A 25,691-nucleotide genomic window follows, 5' to 3' on the forward strand; every position below is an offset into this window, starting at 1 on the left:
GAGATCAGCGAGTCCGAGTACATCCTCGGCATGGTGGTCCACCACATCAGCGCCGACGGCTGGTCCATGGGCCCGCTGGCCCGCGACGTCATGGTGGCCTACGCCGCCCGCACCTCGTGGGAGGCCCCGGCCTGGGCGGAGCTGCCGGTGCAGTACGCCGATTACGCGCTGTGGCAGCGCGAGGTGCTCGGCTCCGAGGACGATCCGGATTCGCTGATCGCCAAGCAGATCCGCTACTGGACCGACGCGCTCGCCGACCTGCCCGACGAGTTGGTGCTGCCGGCGGATCGGCAGCGTCCGGCGGTGGCCAGCTACCGCGGTGGCACCTATCCGTTCGCGATTTCGGCGCAGACCCAGCAGGCGCTGGTGGATCTGGGCCGCCGCCACAATGCGTCGCTGTTCATGGTCATGCACTCCGCTTTGGCGGTGCTGTTGGCTCGGCTGTCGGGTACCTCCGACATCGCGATCGGTACCCCGGTGCACGGTCGTGGTGAGGCGGCGCTCGACGACCTGATCGGCATGTTCGTCAACACTCTTGTGCTGCGTACCGAGGTGGACGGCAGCGAGATCTTCGCCGATCTGCTGGCCCGTTCCCGCGACGCCGACCTGCATGCTTTCGCGCATGCGGACGTGCCGTTCGAGCGTCTCGTCGAGGTGATCAACCCGGCCCGTTCGCAGGCTCGGCATCCGCTGTTCCAGGTCATGTTGGCCTTCCAGAACACGCGCCAGGCCAGTCTGGAGTTGCCGGGTCTGTCGGTCAACGGCATCGATTACGACGCGCGGCTGGCCAAGTTCGATCTGCAGTTGACCTTGCAGGAGGCCCAGGACGACCGTGGGGAGAACGCGGGCATGTCCGCCGAGATCTCCTACGCGCTCGACCTTTTCGACGAGCCGACCATCGAGGCGTTCGCGCACCGGTTGGATCTGATCCTGGCCGCCGTGGTCGCGAACCCGGACGCCCCGCTGGGCGATATCGATCTGCTGGTCGCCGACGAGCGTGCACAGGTCCTCGACGCATGGAACGACACCGCGTTCGACGTGGCGTCCACGCTGCCCGCGGGTGCCACCGAGACGCTGCTGTCGCTGTTCGAGCAGCAGGCGGTGACCAGGCCCGATGCACCCGCGCTGACATTCGAGGGGACAACTCTGTCCTACGGCGAGTTCGCCGGACGCGTGTACCGGCTGGCTCGCAAGCTCATCGCCCAGGGTGTCGGCGCGGAAACCCGTGTCGCACTGGCGATTCAGCGCTCCACCGAGCTGGTGGTGGGCATGTACGCCATTCTGGCTGCCGGTGGCGCGTACGTGCCGCTGGACCCGGACCAGCCGGGGAAGCGCATCGACTACGTGCTCGACACCGCGCGCCCGGTCGCCATCCTGACCACCGGCCGCGACGACTTCGTCACCGGCCGCGATGTGCCGGTGCTCGAGATCGACGCCCTCGATCTCGAGGCGTATGCGGACACGCCGATCACCGACGCTGAGCGCGGCGGGCCGGTGCTGCCCGCACACTGCGCCTACGTGATCTTCACGTCCGGCTCCACCGGCCGCCCCAAGGGTGTCGCGGTGGAACACCGTTCGATCATGAACCGGCTGCGATGGGGTCAGCACAGCTACCCGATCGGTACGGATGATGTTGTGCTGCAAAAGACTCCGGCCACCTTCGACGTGTCGGTGTGGGAGTTCTTCTGGCCCCTGCAGGTGGGCGCGCGCCTGGTCGTGGCCAAGCCCGACGGGCATCGCGATCCGCTGTATCTGGCCCTCTTGATCACCTCGGAGGGCATCACCACCGCGCACTTCGTGCCGTCCATGATGTCGGTCTTCGTGGCGACCATCGGCGAGTCCGAAGCCGCGACCATGAATTTGAAGCGCGTCTTCGCCTCCGGTGAAGCACTGCCCGCGCCGATCGCGCAGCGGCTCAAGGAGCTGACGGGCGCGGAGCTGCACAACCTGTACGGCCCCACCGAGGCCGCGGTCGAGGTGACCCACCACGAGGTCGTGGACTCCGACACGGTGTTCGTGCCCATCGGCCGTCCGGTGTGGAACACCCAGACTCTGGTCCTGGACGCGCGGCTGCACCCGGTAGCGCCGGGGGTGGCGGGCGAGCTGTATCTGGCAGGTGCACAGCTGGCCCGCGGCTACCTGGATCGCCCGGGCCTGTCGGCTGACCGCTTCATCGCCAACCCGTATGGCGCGCCCGGTTCGCGCATGTACCGTACCGGCGACCTGGTCGCTTGGACGGCCGACGGCGAGGTGAACTACCTGGGCCGCACCGACTTCCAGGTGAAGCTGCGCGGTCAGCGTATCGAGCTGGGGGAGATCGAGGCCGCGCTGCTGACGCAGCCGGGTGTCGCGCAGTCGGTCGTGGTGGTGCGTGACGACCCCAATGCCGGTGATCAGCTGGTCGGCTATGTGGCCCGTGATCCCGAGACCGCTCCGGATCCGGACGCCATCAAGGCCGGACTCGGCAGTTCGCTGCCTGCCTACATGGTCCCGGCCGCGATCGTGGTGCTCGACGCCTTCCCGGTGAACGCCTCGGGCAAGCTGGACCGCAAGGCCCTGCCCGCTCCGATGTTCGAGGCCAAGCGTTTCCGCGCCCCCTCGACCCCGATCGAGGAGATCATCGCCCAGATCTTCGCCGACCTGCTCGGCGTCGAGCGCGTCGGCGTGGACGACGACTTCTTCGAACTGGGCGGCAACTCGCTGGTCGCCACCCAGGTCGTGGCGCGCCTGTCGGCCGCGTTGAACGCCGAGATCGGCGTGCGCGTGCTGTTCGAGGCCCCGACCGTGGCGGCACTGGCCGCGAGTGCGGAGTCGCACGCGGGAACCGGTGTGCGCCAAGCGCTCACGGTGCAGACCCGGCCCGAGTACCCGCCGCTGTCGCTCGCCCAGCAGCGCATGTGGTTCCTCAACCGGTTCGATCCCGAATCGGCCGCCAACAACATCCCCGCGGCCGTAAGGCTGACCGGCGCACTGGATCTCGACGCCATGCGCCGCGCGATCGCCGACGTGATCGCCCGCCACGAGTCGCTGCGCACCCTCTACCCCTCGCACGAGGGCGTCGCCTACCAGAAGGTGCTGCCCGCCGGCCGCGCCGTGCCGGAGCTCGAGGTCATCGACGTCACCGAGGGCGGATTGCCCGGCGTGGTAGCCGAGCTCGTTGGTCGTGGCTTCGACGTGACGGTTGAATTGCCGGTTCGGCTGCGCATGCTGCGTCTGGATTCCTCCGAGCACGTGTTGGTGCTGTCGGCTCACCACATCGCGGTCGACGGCTTCTCGATACGGCCGCTGGTGCGTGATCTGGTTGCCGGCTACGCCGCCGCGGTGATGGGTGTCGAGCCGGGTTGGGCGCCGCTCGAGGTCCAGTACATCGATTACACGTTGTGGCAGCGACAGGTACTCGGATCGGAAAGCGATGAGCTTTCGCTGATTTCCCAGCAGCTCGACTATTGGCGGGATGCGCTGGCCGGAATCCCGGACGAGCTGCGGCTGTCGATGCGGCCGCGTCCAGCAGTTGCGTCCAATCGTGCGGGTCTGCTGCGGTTCCGCGTGCCCGGAGAGACGATCGATGTCCTGAACGAGGTCGCGCATAGGGAGGGCGCGACCCTGTTCATGGTGGTGCAGACTGCTTTTGCGGTGCTGCTGTCACGTTTGAGTGGCACAGCGGACATCGCGGTCGGAACGCCGATTGCCGGCCGTGGCGAGCAGGCTCTCGACGATCTGGTCGGCATGTTCGTCAACACGTTGGTGTTGCGGACGACCGTCGATCTGGGGGAGCGGTTCACCGGTCTGCTGGCGCAAGTTCGCGCCCGGGATCTGGGTGCGTTCGCGCACGCCGACGTGCCGTTCGAGCGAGTGGTCGAGATGGTCAACCCGGTGCGATCGCAAGGACGCCATCCGCTGTTCCAGGTGATGCTGTCGTTCCAGAATGTGGGCCACACCGAGCTGACATTGCCTGATCTGACGGTCAATGAAGTCGAGATGGACTATCAGACAGCGAAATTCGATCTGCAGCTGTCACTGATAGATGGCAGCGGCGCGGGCATGGCTGCCGAATTGGTGTTCGCCACAGATCTTTTCGATACCCAGTTCGCGGAGACGTTCGCACAGCGATTCCTGCATCTGCTGGCCGCGGTCGCCACGGATCCGGCTACGCCCGTGGGCGATCTGCCGCTGATGGCTGATGCCGAGCAGGCGTTGGTACTCGAGGTCTGGAACGAGACCAAGTACCCGATCGACGCGATATTGCCCACGGTGTCCGAGGATTCCGGCGCGACACTGGGCTCGTTGTTCGAGGCGCAGGTCGCCCTGACTCCCGAAGCGACGGCTATCACCTACGAGGGGACAAGTCTGTCCTACGCCGAGTTCGCGGATCGGGTGCGCAGACTCGCACGCTGGCTGATCGCGGCGGGTGTCGGACCCGAGACCCCGGTGGCGCTGAGCATGCAGCGGTCCATCGACCTCGTGGTCGGTATGTACGCGATCAGCGTCGCGGGCGGTGTGTTTGTGCCCCTGGATCCCGAACATCCGGCTGAGCGCACCCGATACGTTCTCGAGACGGCCCAGCCGATCTGTGTGCTGACCTCAGCATCCGGCCTCGAAGATGTCGAATGGCCCCTGGTTCGGATCGATGAGCTGGATCTGTCGGATCGTTCCGGCGCTGTGGTGACCGATGCCGACCGAGTGGCGTCGCTCCGGGCGGCCAATACCGCCTACATGATCTTCACTTCTGGTTCGACGGGGCGTCCCAAGGGCGTGGCGGTGAGCCATCAGGCCATCGTGAATCAACTGGTGTGGATGCACGCTCAGTTCGGTCTCGCCGCTGACGATGTGGTGCTGCAGAAGACGCCCGTGAGTTTCGATGCGTCATTGGGCGAGTTCTTCTGGCCATTGCAGGTTGGCGCGCGGATGGTCGTCGCCAAGCCCGATGGACATCGCGACCCGTTGTACCTGGCACGTTTGATCGCCGCCGAACAGGTCACCGTCACGCAGTTCGTGCCGTCGATGCTGCAGCAGTACCTCACCGTGGGCCAGGCGCCGGAGACTCGTTCTCTGCGCCTGGTATTCGCCGGCGGCGAGGCTCTTCCGGCCTCGGCCGCCCAGCAATTCCGTGCGTTGACAGGCGCGCGGTTGTACAACATGTACGGCCCGACGGAAACGACGATCGATGTGACATATCACGAGGTCACCGACGCCGACCTGACCTCGGTGCCGATCGGTGCGCCGCACTTCAATACGCAAGCTTACGTGCTGGATTCGCGGCTGCGGCCGGTTCCGGTGGGTGTCGCGGGTGAGCTGTACCTGGCGGGCGATCAGTTGGCCACCGGGTATGTGACACGGCCGGACCTGACCGCGGACCGCTTCGTGGCCAACCCGTTCGGTGACGGCGCGCGCATGTACCGCACCGGCGACCTGGTCACCTGGACCGGGACAGGTGAACTGAACTACCTGGGCCGCACCGACTTCCAGGTCAAGCTGCGCGGTCTGCGCATCGAGCTCGGCGAGATCGAGGCGGCGCTCACCGCACTGCCGTCGATCGCGCAGTCGGTCGTCGTGGTCCGGCACGACGAGCGCACCGGCGACCAGCTGGTCGCCTACCTGGTCGCCGCCGATGGCGGGCTCGATGTCGACGTTGTGAAGGACGCTGTCGCCGAGCAGCTTCCGGCGTACATGGTGCCCGCCGCGTTCATGGTGCTGGACGCCTTCCCGCTCAACGCCTCCGGCAAGCTGGATCGCAAGCAGCTGCCCGCCCCGACCTTCGCGGTCCGGGCCTTCCGCGCCCCGGAAACCCCTGTCCAGCAGACCGTCGCGGGCACCATCGCCGATGTCCTCGGCCTGGACCGGGTCGGCCTGGACGACGACTTCTTCGAACTCGGCGGCAACTCGCTGATCGCCACCCAGGTGATCGCGCGCCTGTCCGCCGCCCTCGACGCCGACATCCCGCTGCGCACCCTGTTCGAGGCCACCACCGTGGCCACGCTCGCGGCACGGCTGGAATCGCGCGTCGGCACCGGTGCGCGCGCGGCGCTGGTCGCGCAGGAGCGCCCGGAGCTGGTGCCGCTGTCGCTGGCGCAGCAGCGCATGTGGTTCCTGAACCGCTTCGACAATCGCACCGCGGTCAACAACATCCCGGTGGCGCTGAAGCTCACCGGCACAGTCGATCTCGACGCCTTCACCGCCGCGATCGGCGACGTGCTGGCGCGGCACGAATCGCTGCGGACGGTCTACCCCGAGATCGAAGGCGACGGCTACCAGCGCATCCTGCCGCCCGCCGAGGTCGGGTTCGAGGTGCGCTCGGAAACGGTGAGCGCCCAAGAACTGGTCGCACGGGTCATCCGGCTGGCGAGCGTCCACTTCGACGTCACCCGCGAGGTGCCCTTCCGCGTCACGGTATTGAATCTGGGAGCGGACGAGCACGTGGTGGTGCTGGTGCTGCACCACATCAGCGCCGACGGCTTCTCGCTCAGGGTGTTGCTGCGGGATGTGATGACCGCCTACCTGTCCCGTGCCACCGGGGAGGTCCCGGCTTGGTCGCCGTTGTCGGTGCAGTACGCCGACTACACGCTGTGGCAGCGTGAGATCCTCGGGGCGGAAACCGATTCCGAGTCGCTCGCCGCCCAGCAGATCGCCTACTGGACCGCTCAGTTGGCTGATTTGCCCGAGCAGATCGAGTTGCCCGCCGATCGGCCGCGTCCGGAGATCGCGACCAATGCCGGTGGCAGCTACGACTTCTCGATCGACGCCGAGCTGCACCGCGCCCTGACTGGTGTGGCCCGTGAGCACGACGTCACCTTGTTCATGCTCGTGCATGCCGCCCTGGCGACCTGGGCCGCGCGTCTGTCGCGTGCCACCGATATCGCCATCGGTACCCCGATCGCGGGCCGTGGCGAACGTGCGCTCGATGACCTGGTCGGCATGTTCGTCAACACCCTGGTGCTGCGCAGCGAGGTGCGCCCGGACGCGGCCTTCCGCGATCTGCTGGCTCAGGTGCGTCGCACCGACCTGGCCGCCTTCGCGCACGCGGATGTGCCGTTCGAGCGGCTGGTGGATGTGCTGAGCCCGGTGCGTTCGCAGGCGCATCACCCGCTGTTCCAGGTGGCGTTGACCTTCGAGGCTGCCAGCGCCAAGGACGCGCAGGCGGTGTCGCTGGAGGGCTTGGACCTCGAGGTCGTCGAATTCGATCCGGGCACCGCCAAGTTCGACGTGCAACTCACCGTGAGCGAGCGCGCCGACGGCTCGCTGGGCCTGTCGTGGAACTACGCGTCGGACCTGTTCGACGTCGAGACCGTCGTATCCTTCGCCGAACGCCTGGTGCGCATCCTGCGCGCAGTGGCCGAGGACCCGGCCGCACTGCTCGGTGACATTGATCTGCTCGGCGAGAGCGAGCGCCACGATGTGACCGAGCACTGGGTCTCCGCGGGCGAGGACCTGCAGGTGCTCGCTCATGCCGCACGCGCTGCGGTCGCCGACACGGGGTCGGCGGTCGGCGAAGACGTTGCGGACGCGACGAAGGCCGACATACTGGCCGCGCTGGGCGGGGCCGCCGAGGTGCTGACCAATCCGCTGGTTGCCATCATGAGCCCGCTCGCGAACTCCGACGCGACCCTGTCGAGCCTGTTCGACCTGGCCGCCGCCGCGAACCCGGAGCGCGTCGCCGTACGCTTCGGCGACGAGGAGCTCACCTACTTCGAGCTGGACCGGCGCGCGAATGTGCTGGCGCGCAGGCTGATCGCCGAGGGAGCGGGCCCCGAGTCGCTGGTGGCGGTGCTGCTGCCGCGCTCGGCGGACCTGGTCGTGGCGCTGCTGGCCGTGATCAAGAGCGGTGCGGGCTACGTGCCGATCGATCCAACCTACCCGGCCGACCGCATCTCCTTCGTGCTCTCCGATGCGAAGCCCACGAGCGTGATCACGGATTCGACCGTGCAGGTGGAACTGCCGGTCGAGCTGAACACCGTTCTGCTGGACGGCTTCTCGCTCGAAGCGGGCGACATCGAGGACGCGGCCGACGCGCCCGTCACCGACGCCGACCGTCGCTCGCCGCTGCACCCGGACCACGTCGCCTACGTCATCTACACCTCCGGTTCCACCGGCCGCCCCAAGGGCGTGGCCGTGGCGCACCGGAATGTGGTGCGCCTGATGGCGAACACCGATCGCGAGTTCGGTTTCGGACCCGACGATGTGTGGACGTTGTTCCACTCCTACGCCTTCGATTTCTCGGTGTGGGAGCTGTGGGGTCCGCTGCTCTACGGCGGCAAGCTCGTCGTGGTCGACTACTACGTCTCGCGCTCGCCTGAGCAGTTCCTGGAACTGTTGCGCCGCGAACGGGTCACGGTCCTCAACCAGACCCCGTCGGCGTTCTACCAGCTGGCCGAGGCCGATCGGATCGCCGCGAGCGACGACGCCTTGGCGCTGCGCTACGTGATCTTCGGCGGTGAGGCTCTCGAACTGCGTCGCTTGTCGGATTGGATGGACCGCCACGGCGATTCGTCACCGTACCTGGTGAACATGTACGGCATCACCGAGACCACCGTGCACGTGTCGCTGCGCGTGCTCGATGCCGAGACCATCGCGGCCGCAGCCGGTTCCATTGTCGGCCGAGCCGTCGCGGGCCTGCGTGTCCATGTCCTCGATGACCGCATGCACCCGGTGCCGGTCGGTGTCGCGGGCGAAATGTACGTGGCCGGACCGCAGCTGTCGCGCGGCTACCTGGGCCGTCCCGACCTGACGGCAACCCGCTTCGTGGCCAGCCCGTTCGGCACGCCGGGCGAGCGCCTGTACCGCTCCGGTGACGTGGCGCGATGGAACCGCTTCGGCGAGCTCGAATATCTCGGCCGCGCCGACGACCAGGTCAAGGTCCGCGGCTTCCGTATCGAACTCGGTGAGATCGAGGCGGCAGTGCTGGCGCAGGCCGGTGTCGCGCAGGCCGCGGTCATCGTGCGCGAGGACCAGCCCGGCGATCAGCGCATCGTGGCCTATGTGGTGCCGATCGCGGCGGCCCGCGACATGACGACGGACGGCGTCTTGTTCACAGCCGACGTCGTCCGTGACGGCGCGGCGGAGCGGTTGCCGTCCTACATGGTCCCGTCGGCCATCGTGGTGCTCGACCGGATTCCGTTGACCGTCAACGGCAAACTGGACCGCCGCGCCCTGCCCGCGCCGGCCGCGCAGACGCGCGCGTTCCGCGCGCCGGAGACCCCGGTGCAGGAGACCGTCGCGGGCGTCTTCGCGGAGGTCCTCGACGTGAAGCGAGTCGGTCTGGATGACGACTTCTTCGACCTGGGCGGCAACTCGCTCATCGCCACCCGCGTGGTGTCGCGGATCGGCTCGGCCCTCGATACCACTGTCGCGGTGCGCACCCTGTTCGAGGCAAGCACCGTCGAATCCCTCTCGGCCCGTATCGAATCGCACGCCGACGGCGGGTCCCGCGCCAAGCTGGTGGCCCGCGTCCGTGCACCGAAGGCGCAGGGTGACGGGCCGGAGTTGGTGCCGCTGTCGTTCGCGCAGCAGCGTATGTGGTTCCTGAACCAGTACGACACCTCCTCGGCGGCCTACAACCTGCCGCTGGCGATCCGTCTGCGCTCCGTCGACCCGCGCTTCGGTGAACTCGACACCGCCGCACTGGAACTCGCGGTCGCGGACGTGGTCCGCCGCCACGAGTCGCTGCGCACCCGCTACCCCGAGCACGGCGGCACGCCGATGCAGGTGGTCGTCGCCGCCGAGGAGCTCGCCCTGGACCTGCGCCCGGTCACGGTCGCGGCCGCGGATCTGACCGCCACGGTCACCGCGTTCGCGACGCTGGGCTTCAACGTGGCCGAGCAGGTTCCGCTGCGGGCTCGCCTGTTCCGGGTGACCGACTCTCGTCATGCTGCTGCCTACAGGGCCACCGAGCATGTGCTGGTAGTGGTCGTGCACCACATCGCCGGTGACGGCTTCTCCATGTCGCCATTGGCCCGTGACGTCATGGTCGCCTACACCGCCCGCACCCAGGGCGCGGTGCCCGGCTGGGCCCCGCTGGCGGTGCAGTACGCCGATTTCGCGGTGTGGCAGCGCGAAGTGCTGGGCTCGGAGGAGGATTCGTCCTCGATCATGGCGCGGCAGGTCGCCTACTGGCAGCGGGTGCTCGGCGGCGTGCCCGACGAGCTGGCGCTGCCGACCGACCGCCCGCGTCCGGCCATCGCCTCGCATCGCGGTGCGACCCTGACCCAGACTCTCTCGCCAGAACTCATCTCTGGTCTGGAAAGCGTTGCCCGGCAGCGTGGTTCGTCGCTGTTCATGGTCATGCACAGCGCGCTGGCGGTGCTGCTGGCCCGTTTGTCCGGTGGCGATGACATCGCCGTCGGTACCGCGGTCGCCGGTCGTGGTGAGGCCGCGTTGGACGATCTGGTCGGCATGTTCGTCAACACGCTGGTGCTGCGCACCGGTATCGATCCGGCCGAGTCGTTCACCGATCTGCTGGATCGGGTGCGGCACACCGATCTCGATGCCTTCGGCAATGCGGACGTGCCGTTCGAGCGGCTGGTGGAACTGCTCGCGCCTGAGCGCTCGCAGGCCCGCAACCCGCTGTTCCAGGTCATGCTGGCATTCCAGAACCTGGACCGCACCAGCATCGAACTCCCCGGCCTGACCGTCAGCACCCTGGACCTCGCGGAGAACATCTCGCGCTTCGATCTGCAGTTCACGCTGTCGGAGCAGGACTCGGGCGTGGGCAGGGCGGGATCCGGCACAGCTATGATGTTGGCGCTCACCTACGCCACCGACCTATTCGACGAGGCCACCGCTGCTGGATTCGCGCAGCGCTGGCTGCGGGTTCTGGAAGCCGTCGCGGCCAACCCGGAGATCGGTGTCGGCGCGATCGACATTCTGGATCAGGACGAGCGCACCGATTTGGTGGCCCGGTTCGGTCTGCCCGCCGTTCCGGCGCGCACGCTGCCGGAGCTCATCGCGGATGCCGTCGCCATCGATCCGGCCGCGCCCGCGGTGGTGTTCCAGGGGCGGAGTCTGTCCTACGGTGAGCTGGATTCGCGCTCGAACCGTTTGGCGCGCTTGCTCATCGAGCGCGGCATCGGCACCGAGGATCTGGTCGCCGTCGCCGTTCCGCGTTCGGAGGACTCCTACTTCGCTGAGTGGGCGGTGTCCAAGACCGGTGCCGCGTTCGTGCCGGTGGACCCGAACTACCCGGCCGACCGTATCGCGCACATGGTCACTGATTCCGGTTCGCCGGTCGGTCTGACCGTGGCGTCGGTGCGTGCGGACATGCCGGACTCGGTTGAGTGGCTGGTGCTCGACGAGCTGGAGCTGAACGCGTTCGCGGACACCGCGATCGCCGACGGTGAGCGGGTCCGCCCGCTGCGTCCGGAGCACCCGGCTTATGTCATCTACACCTCCGGTTCGACCGGTGTGCCCAAGGGTGTCGTGGTCACCCACGCCGGTCTGGCCAACTTCACGGTCGAACAGGCCGAGCGGTACGCACTCGATTCCTCGTCGCGTGCATTGCATTTCGCGTCGCCGTCGTTCGACGCGTCGATGCTGGAATTCCTGTTGGCCATCGGCAAGGGCGGCACCCTGGTGGTCGTGGCGCCGGGCACCTACGGCGGTGAGGAGCTCGCCGAGCTGATCCGCCGCGAGCAGGCCACCCACGCGTTCATCACCCCGGCCGCGCTGTCGACCTTCGGACCGGCGGGACAGGACTCGCTGCGCGTCCTGGTCGCCGGTGGTGAAGCGGTGCCCGCCGATCTGGTCCAGAAGTGGGCGGTGCCGTTGGCGGACGGCACGATTCGTGCCTTCCACAACGGTTACGGTCCGACCGAGACCACGATCATGACCAACATCAGCGATGCGCTGGTGCCGGGTGATCTGGTCACCATCGGTGGCCCGATCCGCGGTATGCAGTCGCTGATCCTCGACAACCGTCTGCGACCTGTGCCGGTGGGTGTCGCGGGTGAGCTGTACCTGTCGGGTATCCAGCTGGCGCGTGGCTATCACGCCCGTCCGGGTCTGACCGCTGATCGGTTCGTCGCCAACCCGTACGTGGATGGCGAGCGGATGTACCGCACCGGTGACGTGGTCCGCTGGACCGCGGACGGTCTGGTCGAGTACGTGGGCCGTTCCGATTTCCAGGTGAAGGTCCGCGGTTTCCGGATCGAGCTCGGTGAGATCGACGCGGCGCTGGCCTCGCACGAATCCGTCGACTTCGCGGTCACCGTCGGCCACAAGAACGCTGCGGGCGCGACCGCGCTGGTGTCCTACGTCGTTGCCACGCCGGGGCATTCGATCGATGTGGCGGCGCTGACCGCGCACGTCGAGGGCCGCCTGCCCGCCTACATGGTCCCGTCCTCGGTCATGGTGATCGACCGGGTGCCGCTGACCCCGGTCGGCAAGCTGGACCGCCGGGCCCTGCCCGAACCGGTCTTCGCCACCGAGGTGGTCTTCCGGGCCGCCCGCAACACCCTCGAGCAGACCATCGCCGAGGTCTTCGCCGAAGTGCTCGGCCTGGAGCGGGTCGGTATCGACGACTCGTTCTTCGCCCTCGGCGGTGACTCCATCGTCTCCATCCAGCTGGTGTCGCGGGCCAAGGCACGCGGCGTGGTCTTCAGCCCGCGCGACGTGTTCGAACAGCGCACCGTCTCCGGCCTGGCCGCCGTCGCGGAAACCACGGACGGCCAGGGCGATTCGGCTCCGCGGCTGACCGAGCTGCCTGGCGGTGGTGTGGGCGTCATGCCGCTGACCCCGGTGGTGCGGTTCATGGCGGGACGGTCGGGCGAGTTCGGCCGCTTCAACCAGTCCATGGCGCTGGAACTGCCGATCGGTATCGATCGGGCGGGCATCGCGGCCACCGTCGGTGCGGTCATCGACCGCCACGACATGCTGCGGGCGCGCTTGCGCCGGGTGCCGGACGCCGACTGGATCGTCGAAACCGCTGCTGCGGGAACGATCGACGCGGACTCGCTGATCGACCGCACCGAGTTCGACGCGGGCGTCAGCGATGAGCAGTTGGTCGAGATCGCCACGGCCGCACTGGATGCCACTCTCGACAAGCTGGACCCGGCTGCGGGACAAGTCATCCGGTTCGTATGGCTCGAGCCGTCCGACGCCTCCCGCGCTGGTCGTCTCGTGGTCGCCGCCCACCACCTCGTGGTCGACGGTGTCACCTGGCGAATCCTGGTGCCGGACTTCGTGACCGCGTGGGGTCAGATCTCCGCCGGACAGACCCCCGAGCTGGTTGCTCCCGCGACGTCCATGCGCACGTGGGCGCACGCCCTCGAGCGTGAGGCCGCCACCGAGGAACGCGTGGCCGAACTCGCGTTCTGGCGCACCGTTGTCGAGAGCCCGGACCCGCTGCTGTCCGAGCGCGCCATGGATCCGACTGTGGATGTCACCGCGACGATCGCCAAGCACCGTGTCGAGCTGTCGGCCGAGGCCACCAAGGCGCTGCTGACTACTGTCCCGGCGCTGTTCCACGGCGGTGTGAACGATGGTCTGCTGACCGCGCTGGCTCTCGCTGTCGCGAAGTTCCGCGACGCCAAGGGCATTCGCGGGGAGCGGTCTGCCCTCGTTCGCCTGGAGGGCCACGGCCGCGAGGAAGAGGTCGTGCCGGGTGCCGACCTGTCGCGCACGGTCGGCTGGTTCACCGCCATCTTCCCGGTGCGTTTCGACCTGTCGGGGATCGACGTGGACGCCGCGCTCACCGGTGGTCCCGCCATGGGTCTGGCGATCAAGTCAGTCAAGGAGCAGTTGCTGTCGGTGCCGGACAAGGGCATCGGTTACGGCCTGTTGCGGTACATGAACTCCGAGACCGCTTCTCAGCTGCCCAAGCAGTTGCCGGGTCAGGTCAGTTTCAATTACCTGGGTCGGGTCAATGACGCCGATGTGCCGGAAGCGTTGCGCGGTTTCGGTTGGATCCCGGCTCCCGAGCTCGCGGACCTGGCCGGCGCGTACGACGCCGACATGCCCGCCATGGCTCCGATCGACATCAACGCGATCGTGGCCGGGGACGCCCTGACCGCACAGATCGGCTACCCGAGCACGCTGCTCAGTGCTGATGAGGTGGAGCAGTTCGGTAGGTTCTGGGTCACGGCGCTGGAAGCTGTGGCCCGCCATGCCGAATCGGCCGGCGCGGGGGGTCACACTCCCTCGGACTTCGGCCTGGTCCGGGTCACCCAGCACGATATCGATGGCTGGGAGCGGCGTTTCGGCGAGCTCGACCAGGTCTGGCCGCTGGCCGCGTTGCAGGCCGGTCTGCTCTTTCACGCGCAGCTGGCGGCCACCTCGGTGGACGTGTACACCGCCCAGGCGGTGCTCACCCTCGAGGGCCGCGTGGAGGCCGACCGCCTGCGCATCGCCGCTCAAGCGCTCATCGACCGTCACGAGATCCTGCGCACCGCCTACGTTTCCGACGCGTCGGGCGCCCCGGTCCAGCTGGTCCTCAATGCTGTCCGCGCCGCGTTCACGGTGCACGACCGCACGGAGACCGGCGACGCGTCCGACATCATCGCCGCGGACCGGGTCGAGCGCTTCGATCTGACCGAGCCGCCGCTGATCCGCTTCACCTTGGTCCAGATCGCGGCCGACCGCTGGCAGCTGGCGGTGGCCAACCACCACATCCTGCTCGACGGCTGGTCCATGCCGCTGCTCATGCAGGACCTGCTGGTGCTCTACGCCACGCACTCCGACACCGCGGTGCTGCCGCCAGTGCGGTCCTACCGCTACTTCCTGGAATGGGTTGCCCAGCAAGACCGTTCGGCCTCCATCGCGGCCTGGCAGCGCTCGCTGCTCGGCGTCTCCGAGCCGACGCTGCTGACGCGTCCGGACCCGGGCCGCGAGATCACCGCCCTGTCCGGCGAGTACTTCTTCGACCTGGACGAGGCCGCGACCGCGCGCCTGACCAGCCTGGCCGCCGAGATCGGCGTCACCCCGAACACCGTGCTGCAGGTGGCGTGGGGCATCCTGCTCGGCCGCCTCACCGGCCGCGAGGACGTGCTCTTCGGCACCACGGTGTCCGGTCGACCGGCACAGCTGTCGGGCGTCGAGTCGATGGTGGGTTTGTTCATCAACACCGTCCCGGTGCGGGTCGCTTTCGACCCGGCCGAGTCGGCGCGCTCGCTGCTCACCCGCACCCAGGGCGAGCAGGCCGACCTGCTCGACCACCACTACGTGGGCCTGGCCGACATCCAGACCGCCGCGGGCATTGGCGGACTCTTCGACACCTTGGTCGTGTTCGAGTCCTATCCCGTTGACGCGGAAGGCATCCGGTCGCAGGCCGCCGATATCGACGGCATGGCCGTCACCGGTCTGGACGCCGCGGACGCCACCCACTACCCGCTGACCCTGATCGCCCAGCTCGACACCCGCCTGCGCATCCGCGCCGGGTACCTGCGTGACCTGTTCGACGAGGCCACGGTGCAGCGCATCGCGGATCGCCTGATCCGGGTGCTGACCGCCATCACCACCGAACCCGCTGCGGCCGTGGGCGATATCGAGCTGCTCGACGCCGCCGAGCGCGAGCTGGTCGTCACCACCTGGAACGACACCGCATTCGATCTGAGCCCGGTGCTGCGTGAGCTCACCTCGACGGCACTGTCCGCGGCCTCCGCCGCCGAGCTGTGGGGAGCGCTCTCCGCTGGTGAGTTCAGCGTGGCCGGGAGCGCCCCTGCAGCCGGCGACCGTTCCGACATGCCGCGCGCAATGTCCGGCGATGCCGCGACCACCCTGGTCGCGCTGTTCGAGGCGCAGGTCGAGCGGACCCCCGACGCGACCGCGGTCAGCTTCGAGGGAACAAGTCTGTCCTACGCCGAGTTCGCCGAACGGGTACACCGCCTCTCGCGCTGGCTCGTCGAGCGCGGCGTCGGCGCGGAATCCTATGTCGCGCTGGGTATGCGGCGCTCCATCGACCTGGTGGTCGGCATGTACGCCGTCGCCGTGGCCGGTGCCGCCTACGTGCCGCTGGACCCGGACCACCCGGCCGAGCGCATCGAGTACATCCTGAGCACTGCCGACCCGGTGACCGTGCTGACCTCCGGCGAAGATCTTCAGATCAACACCGCACAGGTCCGCGTCGACCTGCTGGATTTGAGCAACCACTCGGGCGCGCCGCTGACAGACGCGGACCGGGTTGCACCACTGCGGGAGTCGAATACCGCGTACGTGATCTTCACCTCCGGTTCGACCGGCCGCCCGAAGGGTGTGGCCGTGCCGCACTCGGCCATTGTCAACCGCCTGGTGTGGATGCAGGGCGAGTACGGCTTGACCGGCGACGATGTGGTGTTGCAGAAGACCCCGGCCACCTTCGACGTGTCCGTTTGGGAGTTCTTCTGGCCCTTGCAGATCGGCGCGCAGCTGGTCGTCGCGAAGCCCCAAGGCCACCGCGACCCGGCCTACCTCGCCGAACTCATTGCCCGCGAAGGCGTGACGGTCACCCACTTCGTGCCGTCCATGCTCGCGGTGTTCGTCGCGGAGGAAGCCGCCGCGCGCTGCACCAGCCTGCGCAAGGTCTTCGCCTCCGGTGAGGCGCTCGCGCCCAAACCCGCGTACAAGCTGCGCGAGCTGACCGGGGCCGAGTTGCACAACCTGTACGGACCGACCGAGGCCGCCGTCGACGTCACCTACCACCAGGTCGTGGACGCCGATGTCGACATCGTCCCGATCGGGCGCCCGGTGTTCAACACCGAGGTGTACGTGCTCGATTCGCGACTGCGGCCGGTACCGGTCGGCGTCGCGGGCGAGCTCTACCTCGCCGGTGTGCAGCTGGCGCGCGGCTATGTCGCGCGACCGGACCTGTCCTCGGATCGCTTCGTGGCCAACCCCTTCGCCGACGGCGAGCGCATGTACCGCACCGGTGACCTCGTCAGCTGGAACGCCGACGGCGAGCTCGAGTACATCGGCCGCACCGATTTCCAGGTGAAGCTGCGTGGTCTGCGCATCGAGCTCGGCGAGATCGAATCCGCGCTGACCGCACTGGATTCCATCGCCCAGTCGGTGGTCGTGGTCCGCAACGACCCGCACGCCGGTGACCAGCTGGTCGGCTACGTCATCCCGGCCGTGGGTCACACCGTGGACGTGGACAAGGTGCGCGTCGAGCTCGGCGAGAGCGTGCCGTCCTACATGGTGCCGTCGATCCTGATGGCGCTCGAGGAGTTCCCGCTCAACGCCTCCGGCAAGCTGGATCGTAAGGCGCTGCCCGCGCCGGTGTTCGAGGCCGCGGTGTTCCGCGCCCCCGTCACCCCGGTCGAGCAGATCGTGGCGCAGGTCTTCGCCGAGGTCCTCGGCCTGGAGCGGATCGGTCTCGACGACGACTTCTTCGCCCTCGGCGGCAACTCGCTCATCGCCGCCCAGGTCGCCGCCCGGCTGTCGGCAGCGTTGGAAGCGCAGGTCGGCGTGCGCGAGATCTTCGAGGCGTCCACCGTCATCGGTCTCGCGGCGCGCGTTGAAACCCATTCCGGCACCGGCGCTCGCCTGCCGCTGGTCGCGCAGCAGCGTCCGGAGCGGCTGCCGCTGTCGCTGGCCCAGCAGCGCATGTGGTTCCTCAACCGGTTCGATCCCGAATCGGCCGTGGACAACATCCCGGCGGCCGTGCGCCTGTCGGGTCTGGTGGACCGCCAGGCCCTGCAGATCGCCGTGGCCGACGTGCTGGCGCGGCACGAGTCGCTGCGCACCCGCTTCCCCGAGATCAACGGCCGGGCGTTCCAGGAGATCGTGCCCACCAGGCAGGTCATCCCGGACCTGACCCCGGTCGAGGTCACCGAAGCCGGACTGCCACAGGCACTCTCGGAGTTCCTGCTGACAGGCTTCGACGTCACCACCGAGGTGCCGTTCCGGGCGCGGCTGTTCGAGATCAGCCCCACCGAGCACGTGCTCGCGCTGGTGGTGCACCACATCAGCGCTGACGGTTTCTCCATGGGCCCGCTTACCCGGGATGTCATGACCGCCTATGGTGCTCGTGTCGAGGGCGGCGAACCGGGCTGGCGTCCGCTGGATGTTCAGTACGCCGACTACGCGCTGTGGCAGCGCGAGGTGCTCGGCGACGAACGCGACACCGAATCCGTGATCTCCCAGCAGATCTCGTACTGGCGCGAAGAGCTGGCGGGCCTACCCGATCAGTTGGACCTGCCCTCGGATCGGCCGCGGCCCGTGATGGCCTCGGGGCGCGGCGCGACCCATATGTTCAGCGTTGACGCCGAAACCCACACGGCGCTGGCCGAACTGGCCCGCTCCCGCAGCGCGACGCTGTTCATGGTCATCCACTCCGCGCTGGCGGTACTACTCGCACGTCTGTCGGGGGAGCGGGACATCGCCATCGGCACCGCGATCGCGGGCCGTGGCGAGCGCGCCCTCGATGACCTCATCGGCATGTTCGTCAACACCCTGGTGCTGCGCACCGAGGTGGACGGCGGCCGCGGCTTCACCGAACTGCTGGATGCGGTACGCGGCACAGACATCGCGGCCTTCGGCCACGCCGACCTGCCCTTCGAGCGCCTGGTCGAGATCCTCAACCCGGCCCGCTCACAGGCCCGGCACCCGCTGTTCCAGGTCATGCTTTCGTTCCAGAACACCGGCATCACCGAACTGGAACTGCCGGGCCTGACCGTCAGCGCCGTGGATCTGCCGATCGACACCGCCAAGTTCGACCTGCAGCTGGTCCTCACCGAGCAGCTCGGCACGACCGACGCGACCGGCCATGGCCCCGCGCTGTCGGGCATGAACGCCGAACTCATCTACGCCACCGACCTGTTCGACCCGGCCACCATGGCCAGCTTCGCGGAACGGTTCAACCTGCTGCTGAAGGCCATTGCCGCGCAGCCGGAACAGGCCGTCGGCGATCTGGAGCTGCTGGTCGTCGGCGAACGCGATCAGGTGCTGATCGACTGGAACGACACCTCCGCCGAGGCTCCCGCCCTGCGCGCGGTCTCCGCCGACGCCGGGGAGTCGCTGGTCGCGCTGTTCGAGGCGCAGGCCGCGCGGACGCCGGAGGCAACCGCCCTCGGCTTCGAGGGGACAGTACTGTCCTACGGCGAGTTCGCCGGCCGGGTGAACCGCCTGGCCCGCCGCCTCATCGAGGCCGGAGTACGACCGGAATCGCTGGTCGCCCTGCACATTCGGCGTTCCATCGAGTTCGTGGTCGCCGCCTACGCGGTGGTCACGGCCGGTGGCGCGTACGTGCCGGTCGACCCCGACCAGCCCGCCGAGCGCATCGCCCACGTGCTCGACACCGCCAATCCGGTGTGCGTGCTGACCACCTCTCGGTCACCCTTCGACAGTGCGGCTCGCACCGTGCTGGAGGTCGACACCGCCGATCTGTCGGAGCTCTCCGACGGCCCGGTGACCGATGCCGAACGCCTCGCCCCGCTGCACCCGCAGCATCCGGCGTACGTCATCTTCACCTCCGGCTCTACCGGAAAGCCCAAGGGCGTCAGCGTCTCCCACGCCGCGATCGTTAACCAGCTGGACTGGATGCAGGCGGAATACCAGCTCACGCCAGCGGACATCTACCTGCAGAAGACGCCGAGCACCTTCGATGTGTCGTTGTGGGGCTACTTCATGCCGCTGCGGGTCGGTGCCACCCTGCTGCTCGCCACCCCGGACGGCCACCGTGATCCGGCGTACCTGACCGATGTCATCGAGCGCCACGGTGTCACCGTCACCGACTTCGTGCCCTCGATGCTGAGTGTCTTCGCGGCACAGTTGGATCCGGAGCACCTGCGCACCGCGCTGCGCACCCTGCGGCAGGTGTACGTGATCGGTGAGGCGCTGCCCGCGCAGACCGTGCGCGCCTTCGGCGCGGTGAGCGACGCCGAGCTGCACAACCTGTACGGCCCGACCGAGGCCGCGGTGTCCATCACCAACCGGGACGTCACCGGCGAGGTCGACCGCATCGTCATGCCGATCGGCCGACCCGAGACCAACAGCACTGTGTATGTGCTGGATTCGCGCCTGCACCCGACCCCGCCGGGGGTGGCCGGTGAGCTCTACCTCGCCGGCGTCCAGCTGGCCCGCGGCTATGTGGCGCGCCCGGACCTGACCTCGGATCGTTTCGTCGCCAACCCCTTCGGTGACGCGGGCGAGCGCATGTACCGCACCGGCGACCTGGTGCGCTGGGACATCAGCGGCGACGACGCCGAGCTGGTTTACCTGGGCCGCACCGACTTCCAGGTGAAGTTCCGCGGTCAGCGCATCGAGCTGGGTGAGATCGAGGCCGCGCTCACCGCGCACGCCGCGGTCAGCCAGTCGGTGGTGGTGCTGCACACCGCCGAGCACACCGGCGACATGCTGGTCGCCTACGTGGTGCCGACGGCGGGGACGGTGGACCGTGAGGCGCTTCGGGCGCACCTGGCCGATCGCCTGCCCTCCTACATGGTCCCGGCCGCCTTCGTGGTGCTGGCGGCGTTCCCGCTCAACACCTCCGGCAAGTTGGACCGCAAGCAGCTGCCCGCGCCGGTATTCGAGGCGCGCGAGTTCCGAGCGCCGGAATCGCACGCCGAACAGCTGGTCGCTGGAGTCTTTACCGAGACCCTCGGCCTGGCCCAGCCTGTCGGCTTGGACGACGACTTCTTTGCCCTGGGCGGCAACTCGCTGATCGCCACCCAGGTAGCCGCCCGCCTCGGTGCGGCCCTGGACACCCGGATCCCGGTTCGCGTGTTGTTCGAGGCCCCGACCGTGGCCGGACTGGCCGCACGGCTGTCGGTCGAGGCCGGCACCGGCCGTCGTACCGCCCTGGTGCGACGTGAACGTCCCGACGAGATTCCTTTGTCGCTGGCACAGCAGCGCATGTGGTTCCTCAACCGCCTCGACACCACCTCGGCCGTCAACAACATCCCCCTGGCCGTCCGCCTCACCGGCGACCTCGACACCGATGCCCTGCTGGCCGCCGTCGGCGACGTGCTCGAGCGGCACGAAGTGCTGCGCACCGTCTACCCCGAGAACACCGAAGGCCGTGGCGTGCAGGTCATCCTGCCCGCCGACCAGGTCCGCCTGAACTCGACCGTGGTCGAGGTGACCGAGGCACAGCTGCGCGACCGCGTCGCCGAACTGGTACTCACCGGCTTCGACGTCACCGTCGCGCCGCCGGTGCGCGCCGGGCTGTTCCGGATCCTTCCGGGTGGGGGTGGGGGGTCGAGCACCGCTGACGCATCCACACATGTGCTGGTGTTCGTGGTCCACCACATCTCCGGTGACGGCTGGTCGGTACGCCCGCTGGCCCGCGATGTGATGATCGCGTATACCGCCCGCTCGAATGGTGTTGCGCCGCAGTGGACCCCGCTGCCCGTGCAGTACGCCGACTTCGCGCTGTGGCAGCGCGAGACCCTCGGCGACGAGGACGACGCCGACTCGCTGATCGCCCAGCAGGTCTCCTACTGGAGCAACGAACTGGCCGGACTGCCCGACCAGATCGACCTGCCCACGGACCGCCCCCGCCCGGCGGTGGCCTCCAATGCCGGTGGGGTGCACGCGTTCTCGATCGACGCCGACCTGCTGACCGGACTCGACGGCCTGGCCCGCGAGCACGGGGCGACCCTGTTCATGGTCATGCATTCGGCGCTGGCCGTGCTGCTCTCGCGCCTGTCGGGCGAGCGGGACATCGCCATCGGCACCCCGGTCGCGGGCCGTGGCGAGCAGGAGATCGACGACGCCATCGGTATGTTTGTCAACACCCTGGTGCTGCGCACCGAGGTGGACGGCGGCCGCGGCTTCGGCGAGCTGCTGGATGCGGTGCGCGGTACCGACATCGCGGCCTTCGGCCACGCCGACCTGCCCTTCGAGCGCCTGGTGGAGATCCTCAACCCGGCCCGCTCGCAGGCGCGGCACCCGCTGTTCCAGGTCATGCTGTCGTTCCAGAACACCGGTGAGGCGACCTTCGCCCTGCCGGGCCTGGAAGTGGCGGGCCTGCCGCTGGACGTGGTCACCGCCAAGTTCGACCTGCACCTCAACCTCACTGAGCGGGCCGATGGCGACGGCATGGCTGCCGAATTCGCCTACGCCACCGACATGTTCGACGCGCGCACCGTCGCGGGCTTCGGCGAGCGCCTGGTGCGCCTGCTGGCGGCCGTGGTCGCCGAGCCGACCGCGTTGGTGGGCGATATCGAACTGCTCGACGACACCGAGCGTCGCCGGGTGCTTCGGTCCTGGAACGCCACCGAGTACGACGTGAAGCGGGTCGCCTTGGGCGGCAAGAAGATCGCCGCTGAGGTCACCCTGGCGTCGATGTTCGCGAACCAGGCCGAGCAGACCCCGGATCTCACCGCGCTGGTGTTCGAGGGTGAGAGCCTGACCTACGCCGAGTTCGCCTCGCGCGTCCACCGCTTGGCCCGCTTCCTGATCGCCGAGGGCGTGGGCCCGGATTCCTATGTGGCCCTGGGTTTGCGGCGTTCCTTCGAGTTGCTGGTCGGCATGTACGCCGTCACGGTCGCCGGTGGCGCGTACGTGCCGCTGGACCCCGACCACCCGGCCGAGCGCAACCAGTATGTGCTCGACACGGCCAAGCCCGTGTGCGTGCTGACCACCTCACGCGACAATTTCGAGCTGACGGGTGGCACACTGCTGATCGACGAGTTGGACCTGTCGAGCTACTCCGATGCCCCGATCACCGACGCCGACCGGGTCGCGCCGCTGCGCGGCGACAACACCGCGTACGTGATCTTCACCTCGGGCTCCACGGGACGCCCGAAGGGTGTGGCGGTCAGCCACGGCGCCATCGTCAACCGCCTGGTGTGGATGCAGACCGAGTACGGGCTGTTCGACGACGATGTGGTGTTGCAGAAGACCCCCGCCACCTTCGATGTGTCGGTGTGGGAGTTCTTCTGGCCCTTGCAGGTCGGTGCGTCGCTGGTCATCGCCAAGCCGGACGGTCACCGTGATCCGGCGTATCTGGCCGAGTTGATCATCGAGACCGGTGTCACCACCGCGCATTTCGTGCCGTCGATGATGTCGGTCTTCGTGGCCGGTCTGGAAGGGGACGCCGCCAAGACGGCCGCGCTGACCTCCTTGCAGCGAGTCTTCGCTTCGGGCGAGGCGCTTCCGGTGACCACGGCGCAGAGGCTGCGCGAGCTCACCGGTGCCCGTCTGCACAACCTCTACGGCCCCACCGAGGCCGCGGTCGACGTCACCTACCACGAGGTCGACGACGCCGACATCGTCTCGGTGCCGATCGGTTCGCCGGTCTTCAACACCCAGGTCTACGTGCTGGATTCACGGCTGAGGCCGGTTCCGGTCGGCGTCGCGGGTGAGCTGTACCTGGCCGGCGATCAGCTCGCCACCGGGTACGTGGCGCACCCGAATCTGACCGCAGACCGCTTCGTGGCCAACCCCTTCAGCGACGGTGCGCGCATGTACCGCACCGGCGACCTGGTCACCTGGACCGGGACCGGCGAGCTGGAATACCTGGGCCGCACCGACTTCCAGGTCAAGCTGCGCGGGCTGCGCATCGAGCTCGGCGAGATCGAGGCCGCGCTCACCGCCCGCGAGTCGATCGCCCAGGCCGTCGTGGTGCTGCGCTCCGACGATCGGACCGGTGACGCGCTGATCGCGTACGTGGTTCCAGCGTCCGCGCCGACCTCCGAGCCGGTCGCTCTAGGCGCGAATATCCTCGACACCGAGGCGCTGCGCACGCACCTGGGCGGCCTGCTGCCGTCCTACATGGTGCCGACCGCGTTCGTGGTGCTGGATGCCTTCCCGCTCAATGCCTCGGGCAAGCTGGATCGCAAGGCGCTGCCCGCGCCGGTGTTCGAGGCCAAGGTGTTCCGCGCCCCGTCCACCCCGATCGAGGAGATCGTGGCGGGCACCTTCTCCGATGTCCTGGGCGTCGGCCGGGTCGGTCTCGACGATGACTTCTTCGAGCTCGGCGGCAACTCGCTGATCGCCACCCAGGTAGTGGCCCGCCTCGGCCAGGCCCTCGACACCCGGATCCCGGTCCGCGCGTTGTTCGACGCCCCCACCGTGGCCGGACTGGCCGCCCGCGCCCAGGCGCAGGCGGGTACCGGGGCGCGCCGCGCCCTGGTGGCGGGGGAGCGGCCCGAGGAGATCCCGCTGTCGCTGGCTCAGCAGCGCATGTGGTTCCTCAACCGCTTCGACACCGCCTCGGCCGTCAACAACATCCCCCTCGCCGTCCGCCTGACCGGCGAGCTGGACGTGGACGCGCTGCTGGCCGCCGTCGGCGACGTGCTCGAGCACCACGAGGTGCTGCGCACCGTCTACCCGGAGAACGCGGAAGGCCGTGGCGTGCAGGTGATCCTGCCCGCGGATCAGGTCCAGCTGGACGCGACCGTCATCGATGCCACCGAGGCCGAACTGCGCGACCGCGTCGCCGAGCTGATCCTCACCGGATTCGACGTGACCGCGGCACCGCCGGTGCGCGCCGGACTGTTCCGGGTCACCGATGCCGGACAGCCCACGTACGTCCTGGTTTTCGTCATGCACCACATCTCGGGCGACGGCTGGTCGGTGCGTCCGCTCTCGCGTGACGTCATGGTCGCCTACGCCTCGCGGGCCAATGGCGAGGTGCCGCAGTGGGCTCCGCTGCCGGTGCAGTACGCCGACTTCGCGCTGTGGCAGCGTGAGACCCTCGGCGACGAGGACGACGCCGACTCGCTGATCGCGCAGCAGGTCGCTTACTGGAGCGAATCGCTGGCCGGGCTGCCCGACCAGATCGACCTGCCTACCGACCGCCCGCGCCCGGCCGTGGCTTCCAACGCCGGTGGGGTGCACGAGTTCTCGATCGACGCCGAACTGTTCACCAAGCTCAACGACCTGGCGCGTACACACGGCGCGTCGCTGTTCATGGTGATCCATGCGGTCTTCGCCGGCCTGCTGGCGCGGCTGTCCAATGGTGAGGACATCGCCATCGGCACCCCTGTTGCCGGTCGCGGTGAGCAGGAGATCGACGACGCCATCGGCATGTTCGTCAATACTCTGGTCCTGCGCACGGCCGTCGACTCGGGGGAGCGCTTCACCGAGCTGTTGGCCCGCACCAAGGACACCGACCTGGCCGCCTTCGGCCACGCCGACCTGCCCTTCGAGCGTCTGGTGGAGATCCTCAACCCGGCCCGCTCGCAGGCGCGGCACCCGCTGTTCCAGGTCATGCTGTCGTTCCAGAACACCGGTGAGGCCAGCTTCGCCCTGCCGGGTCTGGAAGTGGCGGGCGTTCCGCTGGACGTGGTCACCGCCAAGTTCGACCTGCAACTGAACTTGACCGAGCGGGCCGACGGTGACGGTATGACCGCCGAATTCGCCTACGCGACCGACATGTTCGACGCGGCCACCATCGCCGCCTTGGGGCAGCGCCTGGTGCGCTTCCTCTCGGCAGTGGTCGCCGAGCCGGCCGCGTTGGTGGGCGATATCGAGTTGCTGGACGCGGCCGAGCGCCGCCAGGTGCTGCGGGGCTGGAACGCCACCGAGTACGACGTGAAACGCGTCGCGCTGGGCGGTAAGAAGATCGACGCGGAGGTCACCCTGGCGTCGATGTTCCAGACCCAGCTGAAGCAGACCCCCGACCTCACCGCGCTGGTGTTCGAGGGTGAGAGCCTGACCTACGCCGAGTTCGCCTCGCGCGTGCACCAGCTGGCCCGCCACCTGATCGCCGAGGGTGTCGGACCGGATTCCTATGTGGCCCTGGGAATGCGCCGCTCCTTCGAGCTGCTGGTCGGCATGTACGCCGTCACCCTCGCCGGTGGCGCGTACGTGCCGCTGGATCCCGACCACCCGGCCGAGCG

1 protein-coding gene is annotated in these 25,691 nt (G+C 68.5%); it reads left to right on the top strand.

Annotation, left to right across the window (positions count from 1 at the left end; translation table 11 throughout):
* On the top strand, window positions 1–25,691 hold a 25,691-nt coding region (locus ABZ909_RS41690; protein ID WP_357011602.1), incomplete at both ends, for a non-ribosomal peptide synthase/polyketide synthase.

It is taken from the genome of Nocardia sp. NPDC046763, assembly GCF_040645495.1.
In the GTDB taxonomy this organism is placed as follows: Bacteria; Actinomycetota; Actinomycetes; order Mycobacteriales; family Mycobacteriaceae; genus Nocardia.